The organism is Sphingobacterium sp. UBA2480, assembly GCF_002341965.1.
Taxonomy (GTDB): Bacteria; Bacteroidota; Bacteroidia; order Sphingobacteriales; family Sphingobacteriaceae; genus Sphingobacterium; species Sphingobacterium multivorum.
The window spans coordinates 583,869-599,619 of the sequence record NZ_DDPA01000007.1 but is presented as its reverse complement, the minus strand read 5'-3'; the positions used below and the strand labels follow the sequence as shown (position 1 = coordinate 599,619).

The window sequence follows — 15,751 nt, the reverse complement described above, 5'->3', positions numbered from 1 at the left end:
CGTAAGAACCAGAGATACACGGTTTTGTTGTCGGACTAAAGGATCAGTATAAGGTGAATAAAACATAGGTTATCGATTAATGGATCAGACGATTAAAATAAGCGAAATGAACCGGAATGGTTTTAGCCCAATAGCCAGAGGTATGAGCGCCGGGCTGAGCAATATAAGTGGCTTTGATCTTGAGTACATCACAACTATCCCGAAGGGACTTATTGGCCCCATATAGATAATCTTCAGTACCACAATCAAAAATAAATGTCTTTTCAGTCCCTACGATCTTATGGACATTATGAATGGCACTAAAACGATCGAATAATGGATTTTGATCGCTGTATTGCCCTAAATGTTGTGCTAGACTTGTCTTCTTGAAAGCCGAATGTCTCAGATTGACAACTCCCGAACTGCTACCGGCACTCTTAAAAAAAGATGGATAGTTAAAAAAGAGCCAAAGTGCACCATGCCCCCCCATGCTCACACCCGTAATAAATGAGTTGTCCCGATCCGTATGATATTTATCCTGTATGTAAGGCATTAATTCCCCTGTCAAAAATCGACCAAATTGTGCTCTGCCTTTTTGTGGACTGTCTAAAAACCAGCTCGTACCAAGACCATCAGGACATACAACGACAAAGCCATATTGATCGCTCAATGCCTGAAAATCGATAAATCTTGACAGGCTTTTATAATTCGCCCCATGGCTATGCAACACATATACAACAGGTAACGCACGGTTGTCCGGCTTCATCTTTGGTGTATAAACGTAGCCAGAATCTACTCCAGAAAGATGAGCAGACTGTAAGGTATAAAGCTTTTGTCCTTTGGCCAACATGCTGCCGACCACACATAAAAGGCATATGATTAAACGCATTGGTATAATTGAGTCAGTCTTTAGATTTATAGTGAAGCTAAATTAATAATAAAATTTATAATAAAAAAAGTATTTAATAATTTTTTTTACTTAATACAACTACATTACACTATTTTATAACGAACTAATTACGGATAGACCTCTTGGGAAATAAAAAAGAGCATTGAAAGTTTTCCAATGCTCTTTTTATTCCCAAGATGAAACACCTGGTAATGAATTGACTTACTTATTTCGTAAACCTTATTTATTCTCTATTTTATCCGGCATTTTACCGTTGCTGTTTTCAACCAAGGTGCGGTAAAACGTACATCGACCGTTTCTCCAGATTTACCCAAAGCCTGAACATAAGTGATCATCTTTCCGTGATAAACGCGCTGCTTCTTGTCCGTATAATCGCCCATATCGGCATTATTTCCAGCTTCCATTCCAAGTAGACGCGCATTTCCCACGATGTCACAGGTAATTTCATCCTCCGATATTAAGACAGGAACGCCCTTTTCATCCAGGATCTGCAAAGCAATCTGGATCACTCCACCAGCTTCGACTTGCTGATTACCCAACATGACAGCTTGAATAACTGCGGGTCTCTCGCTGGATTGAATCGCATGCCGAACGACCTCCTTGCCATTCGCATCCAAACCCACCACCTCTAGCTTTCCTGCTTTATAAGGAATGTCCCAAAAGATGATCCCTGTTTTCTGATCGTAGTTTTTCTTTTCGCCCACCACTTGAGCATCCAATTCTAAGCGCGCGCTAGCACTATTGGTATAACAGACCACCCTGATCTGCTGGCCCTCTTGGTAGTTCCAGACTGGCCAGGCGTCCATGGAAGGTGCCTCATTTTTCCGTTGCCCCTGTTCAGATTCCAATGCAGACCAAACATCTGTGGCTGCGGCACCTCCCTGCAATGGATAAGTACCCAAGTAAGCCATCGGTTTATCCAACCACAGTGATTGACGGTAATAGCCTCGCGGCTTGATAAAACCTGCGAAATCCAGCAGTCCTGAATAAAATCCACGTGAAGGCCAACGCCCCGACTCTCCGAGGTAGTCAATACCTGTCCACAAAAATTGGCCAAATATATGGTTGTTGTCACGCACCGCAAGCCATGCTGGAAGATCGTGTCGATTCTCGCTTCCAAAAATTACCCGTGCTGGATAGCGCTGATGATCCTGCTGATAACGACTTTCGGTATAATTGTATCCAGCAATATCAAGTGCTCCCGGATAGGCTGTTTCATTCGACATCGCTACCCCGGCAAGCCCTGCTGTAACAGCCCTACTTTTATCATATTTTTTTACAACCGCTACCAAGCGTTTGGCGATATCCCCCAATCGCATCGCATCTGGTGCATCCTTTTTGTAACCACCATACGAGGCCTGCGTGAAACCACCTTCCTTCTTCTCGCCGTTAAGGACAGGATGTGAATAAGGGTCATTTGGATAATCCACTTCGTTGCCTATGCTCCAGGCGAAGATCGAAAGGTGATTGCGGTCTCTTTTGACCATATCGGCCAGATCCTGCTCTCCCCAGGATTCAAAAAAGTCGTATGATCCCTCAAAACCCGGTGTCCCGACATTCCATCCCTGTAACCATTTCCTCTTCGGGTACTCCCACTCGTCGAAGGCTTCGTCCATAACAAGTAAACCGAGCTCATCACATAAAGCATAAAGCGATGATGCCTGCGGATTATGACTGGTTCGAATGGCATTAACCCCCAAAGATTTTAAGGTAAGCAGTCGGCGGCGCCATACTTCAGTATACATTTCAGCTCCCAATACCCCAGCGTCGTGATGCAAACAAACGCCTTTGACTTTCATCCAGGAATTGTTTAAGGCAAAGCCCTTGTTCGGATCAAATGTAAAGGCCCTAAAGCCTGTTTTCACCTCTGACTGATCAATCCGCTTTCCATTTTGGCTTACGATGGTCCGCAGGGTATATTGTGTGGGTTGATCCAAACTCCACAACGATGGATTCGATACTGCCAATTGCTGTGTTACAGTTGCCTTATTCGCGGCCCCGACCTGCACTTTCTGCGACTTTTTGGCAACCACTTTTCCTGTTGGATCAAGCAGCTCCTGCTCCACTTTAATCGGGGCAGCAACTTGCGTACTGTTGACAAGGGCTACTTCTGTATTTAAAATACCTTTTCCTTGTCTTAGTTCTGGATAGGCATAGACTCCCCATTGATCGATATGCAGCGTATTCGCCTTTACAAGCCATACATCGCGATAGATTCCTGATCCTGTATACCATCTTGAATCGGCGCTTTTACTATGGTCGACCTTAACAGCAATGGTATTTTCCTTCCCAAACTCAATGTATGGTGTGATATCGTACGAAAAGGAAACGTAGCCATTGGGCCGCTTTCCAACCGATTTACCATTGACAAAAACTTCGCTTCGGTTGTAAACCCCCTCAAAATATAGAAACAACCTTTTCCCCTGATCTTCCACTGGTATGGTCAGTTGTTTTCGATACCAACCAATACCGCCCGGTAGATAGCCCGTCGCACTGGCGAGCGTTGGGCTCAGTGGATATTTGACGCTCCAATCATGGGGCAAACTAATGGGCTGCCAGCCTGCGCGATTCTTTTCAGCGCCTGCCTGTCCTTCAATATCGCCCAAATGGAAACGCCAATCCGAATTCACACGTTCGGCGATACCAAATCCGGGCTGTGCATATAAGCTATTCATACCCAAATAACTTGACACAGCTAAAACGGCCAGATTTCTTATTATTTTTTTCATTGTACTATATGCATTAGGTTTAGTGATTAAAGTGTAGGAACGACAGGCAATACATGGCCCTGATCATCAAAAAATAACCGGTCCATGCACACCTCTCGATTAAACCCAGCTGCATCGCCCATATCGATACCTTTGGGATAATTAAAACGATGATATACAATATACCATTCATCTTTACCTGGAATCTGCAAAATAGAATTATGTCCTGTACCATAAATGCCTTTGGCAGGATCCTTTTGCAAGACTAAATTATTTTCAGGAACAGTGATCGGTCCATCTGGAGAAGTCGCGGTTCCATAACGTACCCGATAATTTTCACTTCGGGTGTCGTCCTCCGACCAAAAGAAATAATAAAGACCTTTTCGGTAGACAACATAGGCACCTTCGCGGAATGTCTTATCCGGAGTGAGTACCTTGACTGTATTTTTTTTGATCGAAACCATATCTTTGTTGAGTTCAGCAACAGCCAGATAGCCATTTCCCCAATACAGATAGCTTTTTCCTGACTTGGGGTCATTGAAAACTGCAGGGTCAATTTCCTGCCCTCCTTTTACACCTTCTGGTTTGAAATCGATCAAGGGTTTACCTGAATCTTTAAATGGGCCGGTTGGCAAATCCGCCACCGCAACACCAATCTTTTGGGCTGCTGTAAAATAATAATAGTACTTATAATCGTTCTTGATTTTCTTTTCCGTAATTGTAGGTGCCCATGCATGTCGAGGCCCCCAGGCAACATCTTTTTTCAGATCCAAAATCACACCCTCATCTTTCCAATGACTTAAATCTGTTGAAGAAAACGTTTTAAAATAATAACCACCCCAACCGTCAAAGCCATCACTCGTTGGATAGATATAGTATTTCTTTGTTTTATTGGAATAAAGGACATCCGGATCGGCATAAAAGCCATCCAATACTGGATTCTTTCTGAATGTGAATTCCATATCTTTGGGTTTCCCCCATTTGGTAGTCAAATCCAGAATTTCTTGTCTTGAAATAGGAATGATGGTCCCATGCCGTGGATGAAAATCCATGTCAATTTGATGGTCGATTACTTTAAAACGATCAAGGTCTTCAGAGGTGCAGAATTGATACTTCCCCTTACCATAGACATCATACATCAGGATATATTTGTCCGACTGATTGAGTTTAAAGACACTGGATCCTTCCACAGCATCATTGGTCTGCTGTTTATAGCCCGGTTGTTCAATCCACTTACTCGAAGTCAGTGAATCGGTTATCGCCAGCTTAATGCCATTTCCATGTCCTTCGGTCTTGTAAAAAAGGTAGAACAAACCATTCTTTGCAATAATATCGCCATCGATACAGGATTTACCATTTTTTGGAAGAAACAGCACGTTAGGTTCGGTTTCAAAATCTGTAAAGTCCTTGTTTGCATAAGCATAGTAGATGATATCTGGACCATTTCCGTGCTGCATGGACCAGTACACCATATATTTGTCCACCGAAGGGTCAAATATAGTCTGGGGCGCCCATACTCTTTTCAACGCTTCCTGACCTTTGAAACGCTGCTGTATATCGATTGCCTGATGGGACCAATGCACAAGGTCTTCGGATTTTAGCAGGATCAAACCCCGATTAGAATCCCAGCCTTTGGAGGAAGTCATGTCGGTGAGCACCATATAAAATGTTTTTCCATCTTCGCCACGGAGAATATGCGGATCACGTACACCGCCGGTTTTACTGATTATCTTCGAATCCAGGATAGGTTGATTATCATTCAACGCGCGATAGGTATAGCCATCTGTGCTGATCGCAAAACAAACAGCTTCGTCTACAACAGCATTCCCTTTGAAATAGGCAAATAAGTAACCTGCAAAATCTTTGTCGGTAGGTCCGCTGCGATAAGCCTGTGCAAAAACACCGCATGTAGCATGTATTAAAAATAAGGTAACTAAGATTGAAATTCTGTTTTTTTTCATGAAGATTTAGTTGAAGAAATAAGCATTGGCTTATTTTCGCGTCTATACATTTTTGCATCTCTAAAAGCCACGGGATTTGATCCCGTGGCTTCGTAATCTGACCATTTAACTTGTCGTCAGTACCTATTTTAAAGCTATTTTTTGAACGGCAGTATAGTAGTACTCTCCCGATACCGTAGCTTTCACCCCTATTCGGGCAAACACATAATCGAGGTTTTTCAAATTGTCCGGCAACTCTCCGACAATCCTCGTCGGTTGACCGAAAGCAACGTTAGCCAAATTGGCGTCCACACGTAGCTCGCGTTGTACCTGATCTGTCAGGACAGATTTACCGAGGTAAAGACGCACAAACTCCAAATTTGCCGTACCTACTATTCTGTTCACCGTAAAGTTAGCCGAAATACTGTTATTATTTTTTTGAAAAGACTCGTTTGTCACCGTAAAATAGGGTGTTACAGGTACATCAATGGTCGTATTGCCCTTCACTTGTACCAAAACCGTATCAGTTGCCTGTTGCAGCCATGGTGAATCTCCTTTCCGCACCAATTTGTATTCGCCATCAAAAAGACTAACAGAAAAAGAGCCATCCTGATCAAAATATACGGGTATTGCTGAGCGAAGCGGGTACCCATCCTGCCATAATTCCAATTGAGGGCCGTTATTCCGAACGCCAATCGCCTTCCCCTCATAAACAACGCGTCCTGAAAGGGTTGATTTTGGAGCTTCAAAATTATCATATTCGCAACCTACAACGAGTAGACTTGCAAAAGCTATCAATAAGCTTAAAAATTTTATTTTCATGGTTCAATTAGATTAATGGAATGGATTTCTAACTATTTTAGGATTTTTATTGATGACATCCTGACTAATGGACGCATAATAATTGGCCATACGGAAAAAGCGTGCCTTTCTGAAACGCGCAGGTCTTACCCGTTCATAGATATACTTACCGTCATCGGCATGCCCTGGACGCACGACACGATAAGCATATAGTCCATATACAACCGCGTTGGGATCATTTTCAGATCCGTCCCACACCAAATGTGCAATACGCCACCTTTTAAGATCATAGTAACGATGATCTTCGAAGGCAAGTTCGACACGGCGTTCATTACGGATGATATCCATCGTTAGGTTACTGATGCTATTGGCCGGAAATCCTGCTCTTTCCCGCAACTTATTGACATAAGTTCTTGCATCTACAGTCTGCCCCAGCTCAAATGCAGCTTCTGACGCGTTGAGATAAATTTCACCCAGACGAAACCACGGCCACCAGTTAGCAGCTGATGTACCACGTGTGCTGGCCGCCGGCGCATCACTGACAAATTTCCGGATATAGAAACCGGTGTTGCTGACGTCCTGTGCATCATAAAGCGGTCCATCAAAGCCGGTCCACAAACCACCACTCGCATAATTCTGTCCCAGTTGTGGTGCTGCAGTAAACTGGTAGGCTCCATTTGCCCCCCAAGTTGCCACTCCAGCCTGAATACTTACAGCACGTCCGCGGAATGAAGTTCCCGGATAAATCACCGTTCCAAACAAACGGGCATCTTTATTTGCAAAAATATCGTTGATATTTTGGTAGGCTACGTAATTTCCTGCGCCGTTTTTATCATGTAATGTACCTTTGCTACCGTCTAGATAATCAAAACTTTCTACAAGGCTCAATGAAGGCGAAATCGTCGATGACGACTCATTGTCTTCGGTCAGACTTCTGACGATATTGTCATAAGCAAAGCGGTGAACTTTTAAACTCGTTACAAAATCCTTTGCAAAGATGACCTCAGCACCAGTTTTCTTATTGAGCATATCATAAAAATTGGCACCTTTATCGGCATTCTCATTGTAAAGCGCATAAGGACCGTTCATAATTTCCTTGGAGGCAGCCAGCGACTTGGTATAATACCCAGTAGCCATATTGGCAGGAATTCCCACTTCTCCCCCTGCAGTCGTTATCGGTGAGGCCATCAGATTATTATATTTCGCGATGGATGCCGCATAAAGCATTGCCCGACTTTCCAAAGCTAATGCCGTATACTTGTTGGCTCTGGTCTTACTGGCATTATAGACGGCGAGATCTTCCTTAATCTCTTCCAGTTCTTTGTAAATAAAATCGTAGACTTCATACTCTTTGGCACGTGCCACCTGCAATGGTGTTGGATCGCCGCTAAAGTCATAGATAAGTTGCGTAGTGACAATCGGAACCCCTCCCATGCGTTTGACGAGTTCGAAGTAAACAAAAGCGCGGATGAAGCGTAATTCGGCTTTATACTGCTTGCGTTGTGCATCAGACAATTGTGTACTGAACTGATCGATATTTTCTAGGGAAAGATTCAGATCCCGAATAAGTCCATAGTCCCAATAGCGACCGTAATCGTCACCAAATTGGTAATCGTTACGCCAGTTTTGATCGCGATGCCCCGACCACATCGCATCATCCAATTCGGTCATTCCTCCTGTATTGAAAACACCATGTAACGTTGGCATTCTATCGTAATAATTGGCGACGAGTGAAGTCAACAGTTTCGGATCATTCCAAAGCTGTGCATCGGTAATCAATGATTTTGAATCCCGGTCAAACCAATCGTCGTGATTGCAGCTGCTCAACGAGGACAAGGTCAATAAAGCAACGCCTATGTAGGTAAGTTTAAATCGTAGTTTCATGTTAAAAAGTCATATTAAATCCAACCATAAATACCCTTTGCTGTGGATATACTACTGCTGCTCTCGCTTCGATCTCGGGATCAATCTGGTAGTCTTTGACATTGTCAAACGAAATCAAGTTTGAAGCATTGATATAGAACCGTATTTTTTCGGCCTTAATCTTTTGAATCCATGCTTTTGGCAGATTGTATCCAACCTCCAGGTTGCGGACTCGGAGGTAACGCACATTGGTCAACCAAAAATCACTGTTTCGACTATTGGGACCTGAGTTGCCGTTACGAATCGCAGGGTAGCGTCCCGGAATCCATTCGCTGTTTGGATCATAAGGGTCTTTGCGATGCCATCTATCTTCCAGCAGGTAGGCTGGAGAATTACCACCACCATGGAAGGCATTACGTAACTCATAATCCTGAAACCAGGATTGCACCGCACCACCGGCCAAATCAATATTTAAGTTGATACCCTTCCAGTCAAGTCCTATCCGGCCACCGAAGCTCATCATCGGTGCCCAACCTGTCGGATAACCAATCGGACGCTGATCCATATCATTGATAACACCATCGCCGTTTACATCTTTATAAATCAGATCACCAGGAAGTTGTGTCCTATTGTTCTGACCATCATTATTGATCGGATGGTTGCGGATCTCTTCTTCCGACTGAAATCTTCCGACAACTTGGTATCCCCACCATACGCCACCCCAGCGGTCTTCAATCGAGTTACGGTATTCATTCCACGAATTACTGAAACGAGGCTTATAGGTTTCTAGGTCACGATAACGTGAAAAAGTCATATTCCCACTGACAACATAGTTAAGTTCACCGACCTTATCGGTATAGGTAATGATACCTTCCGCACCATAATAGCCGTTTTTGCCGAGGTTTTCATTGGGAAGGTCATAACCGATTTCAGCTGGTAATAGGACATCGTATCGTTTTCCAGGATATCCAGTACGGATAATTTTAAAGATATCGGCCGTCAATGTCAGCTTATTATTCAACAAGGTTGCATCGACCCCCATATTATAATTGGTATTTTTAACCCAGGAGAGGTTGCGCACTGGTAAACCTCTAGGCTGTACCCCGGGTACATAGGCTCCGTCTAAGACAGCACTTCCAGCCGCCCAATTATATCCGGCAAGGTAATCATGCATTCCCACACCCTCTTCAAGTCCAGTTTGCCCGATCGAAGCACGGATTTTAAGGTCACTCACGACGGATTTCAAAGGCTTGAAGAACCCCTCATCCGAAATACGCCAACCTACTGATGCTCCTGGAAACAATCCCCAGCGTTTACCCTCATAATATTTAAAGGACCCGTCATAACGGCCCAGAACTTCCAGAAGATACTTGCCCTTGTAGTTGTAATTGATACGGCCAATATATCCAGCCCGAGCCTCGTAAGCCCATTCATCGGCCAAACTATTGAGCTCCGACAGTCTCAACAACGGGATATAATTGTTCGAAGGATTTGCGCCCAACGCTTTATACGTCCGGTCCCAGTCTGAGCGCTCATAGCCTAACATTCCTGCGAAAGTGTGATCGCCGATCTGCTTGTTATAATCGATCTGGAACTGCGCAAACCGAGAAACAATCTCCCTCGTGGTATCGTAACGCCAGCCAGCATCACTTCCACCAGTTCGCTTATAGGCATTATTTTCGTATCGATATACATCATAGGTATATTGGAAGCCTTCAAATTTATTATTGGTATAATTGTAAGAAACAGTTCCCTTTGCCGACAAACCAAAATTTGTCTTATAGGCCGCAAAGAGATTCACGTTTCCAGCAAGGTATTTATTGTCTTTATAGCCGGCGATATCGCGACTAAAGAGCGCCGGGTTATAGGGAAAATCATTTGTATGATTGATATACTCTGGATTGTCATTTGCATAAGGGCCTACCGTCGGTCTATTTTTCATAATAGCCAAAATCGAGGAGAAGTAGCCATCTCCACCTGGTAAGCCAACATCCTGGGTTCCCTCATGTCTTCCTGAAATCTGTGTACCCACTGTAAGTCCTTTGAGTACCTCAGCTTCCATATTGGCCTGAAAATTGGTTCGCTTATAATTGAAATCCTTGATCATTGCATCCTGATTGAGGTGGCCCAATGACAGGAAATAATTTGATTTTTCACTTCCACCGGTGACATTGGCATTGATGTATCGCTGTGGGATATTCTTACGGATCACCATATCATAATAATCATAGCCTTGGTAGCCAGGCTCTGTTCCAGCCTGCCATTTAGCCAACTCCTCGGGCGTATAAACCGTCTTCGGATCGCGGTTTTCATTCTGCGCAGCCTCAACCAATCCACGCGTGTATTGTTTCGCGTTTGCCATGGTCGGAAAACGTGTCAAATTCTGCCAGCCTTGGTAGCCATTAATATTGATTTTTGCACTTTCTCCTTTTGCTCCTTTTTTGGTGGTAATAAGTACAACACCTCTAGAAGCACGGAATCCATATACTGCCGCTGCGGCATCTTTCAAAATAGAGATACTCTCAATATCTTCGAGATTTAGCGAGTTGAAGATATCTGCTCCGGAGCCATTCTGTGTACCGACCCAGTCCGTACCTTCCTGACCTCCGTAGGCAACCCCATCAATTACATATAATGGCGAGCCCATATTCCGGATTTCAATCGCTGCACCACGACCGGGACGCGCGTCTTTGGCACGCACGGAGATCCCCTGCACCTTTCCTGCCAAAGCCCCAGCAGTTGTCGTCGATGATGACCGTACAATATCCTCTGATTTAATATTGCTTACTGCCCCCGTAATATTACGTTTGGACTGTTTACCATAACCAACAACGACGACATCCTCCAAAACATTTTCATCTGCCTCGAGCTGGATTTTTAAATTTGTTGTTCCATCCAATGGAACTCGGCGAGTCTTATATCCAACAAATGACACAACGAGCGTTCCTTTGTTGGCATTCAGCTCAAATTTCCCCGATTTGTCTGTTGAGGTTCCCTTTCCCCCTTCTAGAAGGAGTACACTCGCACCAACGATAGGCTCGTTTGCTTTGTTGAAAACTTGTCCCGTAACCTTCTCCTGCGCATACAGCAATGTTGGCATCACACTCAACATGGTGTAAAAAGAAGCAATCTTTAAGTTTTTCATAAATTTAAATACGAATTAAACAGTAAATAATACAATCTAGCCGGACAAGACAATATGATGGTAAACTATGGTCTACTTTGGTTATTTCTTTTGCATCGTTGCCACCCCTACCTAGATTTTATAATTGGATAATACCTCAAACTTAGCCCATTTTGCAGCATTACATCATATACAAATCCGTCAAAAATCATATAATTTTCAGTCAAAAACAGCTTTTATAATATATTTAAGGCATATTTCCTGTTTGATGAAACCTGAGCCTGCTTTTATCGGTCTGCCATGGCGAGGCTGTTTTATGCGAAAAAAAATGCCCCTCGCCACGGAGGAGTAGCAGGGGCATTATGAGCTTTTGTGTATTCTTTTAATACGTTACCCGGATCTTATTGTCGGCTCGTTGGTATTCGGAAGGTAGCTGGCCAAACTCTTCCTTAAAGCACTGCCGAAAATAAATCGCACTATTGATTCCGACCATAAACGACACTTCAGTCACATTATATTTCCCCGTCCGAAGTAGATCCGCAGCCTTATGGATACGTATCTTGCGAACCAGCTGATTGATATTTTTACCTGTGATCCCCTTCAACTTGCGGTATAAGGTAGACTGACTCATATTCATTCGGTCAGCAAGGGCAGCAGCGTCCAATACTTCATCCTGCATATGCTGCTCGACAATCTGCATAAAGTCCTGAACAAATTCATTTTCCCGCCACAGCTCCTCAGGAGGTTTTTGCTCGGTATAATCATCTGAATAGGGTGATTTGCTGTTTAAACTTTCCAAAATCAGTTCATTGATCTGTTTCTGTCGGCTCAATAGGTTGTCGATACGTTTGAAGAGTAACGCTGCCGTAACAGGCTTGATCAGATAGGAGTCTATCCCCAGATCATAGCCCCGTTGCCGGTCTGCATCGGTGTTTTTCGCCGTCAATAGTAGCAGTGGAATATGACTTGTACTGCGTTCCTGTTTGAGCTGCTGTACCAGCTCAAAGCCATCCATATCGGGCATCATAATATCACTGATCACCAGATCAGGTATTCGTGCCATCGCCGTTTTATAGCCCGCAGCTCCATTTTCAGCAAGTACCACATCATAATGCCTTTGCAGGGTAGTTCCCAGATACTCCCTGAGCTCCGAATCGTCCTCGACCAGTAGAATCAGGGGGCGCTGCGAAGCCGTGGGCCGTTCGCTTTCTTGTGCGACAACTTGATCTACTTTTAGCTTGACCGTAAATGTAGTGCCTAGCCCAAACGTACTACTTACCTCTACCTTTCCATGATGTATTGCAACTAGTTCCTTGACCAAAGCAAGGCCAATTCCTGTACCTTGCGTACCTGTGCCTGGAATCTGATAATACTTTTTGAAAATCCGCTCAATATCTTCTTCGGCAATACCAACCCCCGTGTCTTCTACAGACAATATGGCCCAATGATTTAGATCTGCACCTTCGTAGCGCAGGCTTAGTTTAATATAGCCCGACGCTGTGTATTTATACGCATTCGACAATAGATTGTCGACAATCAATTGCACAATTTCTGCATCAAACGACGTACGTATATCCTCGGCAGGGAGCTCGGACGATACGCGAAGACCAGGTTTGTGATTCAATGTTTTATATTTATGTGTCAGATCGGCGAGCATTTCGCCCAAGGATCCTGCTTCGGGAACAAAGGGTTTAAATTGCGATTCTACCTTCCGAAACTCCAAAAGCTGGTTGACCAATGTGAAAAGTCTATTGGCACTTTTCTGAACCGTCTGAACCAACGCACGGTGTTTCTCAGCAAGCTGCTTTTCTTGCGACAGATCCTCAAGGGGACCCAGGATCAACGTCAGGGGTGTACGTAATTCATGGGTAATATGCGTATAGAAGTTCATCCGCTCGGCATGCAGCTGTTCGTCTTGTAGATGTTGCCGTTCTTTAAGTTTGAGTTCCGATTCGGCTTTCATCCTTTTGAAATAAAAGGATATAATCACATATCCAATCAGAAGCACGAGTAGCATATAAAATGCCTTAGCAGGTAAGCTCAAATAAAAAGGTGGCGCGATGTTAATCAGCAGCCGTTGATACTCTTGCGACCACTGACCGTTTTTCATTCGCGTACGAATGAGCAGCTCGTGCTCACCATAGGGAATATTACGAAAATCGAGGCTTGTCTCATTGCCCAAAAAAATCCAGTCATTATTGAGTCCTTCCAATTGATACCCAAATTCGACCAATCCATCCAAAGCAAAATCCATGACAGCAAGTTCGATGCGAAAACTATTTTCATCATAATTGAGCGTAATAGTCTTTTTGCCCGAGGGATATTTATCTACCTGCGCATTGGATTCGCCCGATTGAAAAACAATAAATCGGCTCACACTTACAGGTGAACTAGGTAAATCGGATGGAATAGCTGTGGGATTGAAATAACACATCCCTTCTTGCATCCCAAAATACAGGCGTCCTTCTGCATCCTTTCCAACGCTTCCGTTGATAAAGCCACCCAAGGGTAAACCAAAGGATTGGTCGTAGTGGAGAAAACGCCTCTCTTGCGGGACATAGCGCAACATCCCCGATTTGGTTGCGCACCAAATATTTCCGGTATGATCCTCAGCAACTCCATTGACAAACAGCCAAGCATTACCTTCCGGGGGTAACAATACTGCGAGATCACCGATTTTCTTACCTGCATCCTGCATGGCCAATCCGTGGTTTGTAGCGATCCAAATATTATTATCTCTATCGCGTAGCAAATGATTGATTGTATTATTGCGCAATCCACTCTTATTGTCCATCTTACGAAGCAGTTTACGGTCGGAATTATATACATAGAGTCCTTGCCCATAAGTTCCTACCCACATATTGTGCTGACCATCTTCCACTAGCGTTCGCGGTGCATAATCACCAAGCATAGGCTTATTGATCAGAAGCTTTTGAACATGGTGTGCCACTCCATCGTATATAAAAAGACCTTGATGGGCAGCAATCCAAATGTGCCCCAAATGATCCTCATATATCGCACGAACTTCGGTCACCGACTCCCCTAAATCGATCATATGCCAATCGGAAGATCCAGCATATTGGACAGCAATCCCGCCCTTCCGCAATCCCATCCATACATGCTGATGCCGATCCTTAAATGCCGTAAGTATAAAATCGTCGGGCAATCCGTTTTTTTGGGTAATTTGTCCCAACAAACGGCCTCCAGCATTCATTTCTACTATACCCGAGCCCTCAGTTACCAGTCGAGTCCGATTTTCACCAGTTAATACATTACTTACTGTTGCCAATCGGTCAGGTAACATATTGTCTGAAGGAAAAACACTAAAAAAAGAAGCCATATGCGAAACAACCCCTACACCTCCACCATATAACGCCAGCCAAATATTTCCGAACCGATCCGGAGTGATATGCTGGACCATGGTATTATTACCTTTGCCAAGATCAACAAGCTGTATGTGCTGCACGCCTTCAAAACGTTTATCAAACGTATATTTCGGCTGCAACAAAAATAGTTGCGATGACTCGCCTCCTATCCATAAGGTATTGCCAATTTCCTTGATTGCGTAGACAAAAGGTTCATTCCCATTTTTTGCTAATCCTGCCAAAGGGACTTGCTGTAATTGACCTGAAGCCGGATGATATACAGCCAACCCTTTACGGGTTCCAATCCACACATTCCCCCCCTGATCGCAAAACAACACTTTAATTTCATTATCAGGAAGTTTACCCAATGTATTCTGATTAGTCAATCGTTTCAGTGACCGACGGGCGGGATCCAAAATTGTCAGGCCTTCATTTACATGCCCAATGTAAAGCATGTTACTGCGATCTTCAGCTAAGGACCAAACACTATTCTCGGGAAGTCCGGGACAATTTTTCTTATTGAAATGATTAAACTCTTTGGTTATTGGATCGAAATGCTGTACACCTTGATGATAGGTGGCCAGCCACAGTTTTCCATCTTTCCCTTCAATCATATCGGTTATATCATTTGTCGCGATGGATTTCGGATTAGTAGCGTCATGTGTGTAATAGCTAAATTTATTTGTACGTAAGTCAAGTACATTCAGGCCATTGGACCGCGTTCCGATATACAATTTCTTGTCGGTATAAAGCAAGGTATTGATTTCATTACTATTGACCGATAGCCCATCCGGCTTGTCTGTTGCATAAAATGATTTAAAAGACTTCCCTGCATACCGGTTCAATCCCAGCTCGCTGGCTATCCACATAAATCCGTCATCATCGTGCACAATATCCAGCACCTGCTGATTGGTCAGACCATCTTGAAGGGAGAAAAAATGGACGCGATTAGGCTGTCCATAAACGTGGGCCAACTGACAAAAGAAAACAATGCTAATAAGAAAATTTTTCATAGCTCTACCACCACCAATAAATTAACAACACCAACCTACTTTATTGAA

General features: G+C 43.8%; 7 protein-coding genes. All 7 read right to left on the bottom strand.

Going from position 1 to position 15,751, the window contains the following annotated elements; translation table 11 throughout:
* Positions 1-76: 76 nt before the first annotated feature.
* The 7 genes from B3600_RS15750 to B3600_RS15720 all read right to left on the bottom strand — a co-directional run bounded on the left by B3600_RS15750 (position 77) and on the right by B3600_RS15720 (position 15,703).
* Positions 77-868: an alpha/beta hydrolase gene (locus tag B3600_RS15750; protein WP_201638924.1), complete on the bottom strand. Its 792-nt coding sequence runs from the start codon at positions 866-868 to the stop codon at positions 77-79.
* A 251-nt stretch (positions 869-1,119) separates the two neighbouring features.
* Positions 1,120-3,618, bottom strand: coding sequence for a sugar-binding domain-containing protein (locus B3600_RS15745; protein WP_286753622.1), 2,499 nt, complete (start codon positions 3,616-3,618; stop codon positions 1,120-1,122).
* Positions 3,619-3,644: 26 nt separating this feature from the next.
* Positions 3,645-5,558: a family 43 glycosylhydrolase gene (locus B3600_RS15740; protein ID WP_286753621.1), complete on the bottom strand. Its 1,914-nt coding sequence runs from the start codon at positions 5,556-5,558 to the stop codon at positions 3,645-3,647.
* 123 nt (positions 5,559-5,681) lie between these two features.
* Positions 5,682-6,359: a DUF3823 domain-containing protein gene (locus B3600_RS15735; RefSeq protein WP_046675306.1), complete on the bottom strand. Its 678-nt coding sequence runs from the start codon at positions 6,357-6,359 to the stop codon at positions 5,682-5,684.
* A gap of 12 nt (positions 6,360-6,371) precedes the next feature.
* The gene (locus tag B3600_RS15730) at positions 6,372-8,222 is read right to left on the bottom strand and encodes a RagB/SusD family nutrient uptake outer membrane protein (protein ID WP_115050423.1); all 1,851 of its coding nucleotides are present in this window, start codon (positions 8,220-8,222) and stop codon (positions 6,372-6,374) included.
* 1 nt (position 8,223) lies between these two features.
* Positions 8,224-11,346, bottom strand: coding sequence for a SusC/RagA family TonB-linked outer membrane protein (locus B3600_RS15725; RefSeq protein WP_070568055.1), 3,123 nt, complete (start codon positions 11,344-11,346; stop codon positions 8,224-8,226).
* Between the two features lie 361 nt (positions 11,347-11,707).
* Positions 11,708-15,703, bottom strand: a complete 3,996-nt coding sequence (locus B3600_RS15720) for a hybrid sensor histidine kinase/response regulator transcription factor (protein ID WP_286753620.1) — start codon at positions 15,701-15,703, stop codon at positions 11,708-11,710.
* Positions 15,704-15,751 lie beyond the last annotated feature (48 nt).

Excerpts from the sequence above, each read along its gene's own strand:
- B3600_RS15730 (WP_115050423.1), bottom strand. The coding sequence starts at position 8,222 with ATGAAACTACGATTTAAACTTACCTACATAGGCGTTGCTTTATTGACC.
- B3600_RS15725 (WP_070568055.1), bottom strand. The coding sequence starts at position 11,346 with ATGAAAAACTTAAAGATTGCTTCTTTTTACACCATGTTGAGTGTGATG.
- B3600_RS15745 (WP_286753622.1), bottom strand. The coding sequence starts at position 3,618 with ATGAAAAAAATAATAAGAAATCTGGCCGTTTTAGCTGTGTCAAGTTAT.
- B3600_RS15750 (WP_201638924.1), bottom strand. The coding sequence starts at position 868 with ATGCGTTTAATCATATGCCTTTTATGTGTGGTCGGCAGCATGTTGGCC.
- B3600_RS15735 (WP_046675306.1), bottom strand. The coding sequence starts at position 6,359 with ATGAAAATAAAATTTTTAAGCTTATTGATAGCTTTTGCAAGTCTACTC.
- B3600_RS15720 (WP_286753620.1), bottom strand. The coding sequence starts at position 15,703 with ATGAAAAATTTTCTTATTAGCATTGTTTTCTTTTGTCAGTTGGCCCAC.
- B3600_RS15740 (WP_286753621.1), bottom strand. The coding sequence starts at position 5,558 with ATGAAAAAAAACAGAATTTCAATCTTAGTTACCTTATTTTTAATACAT.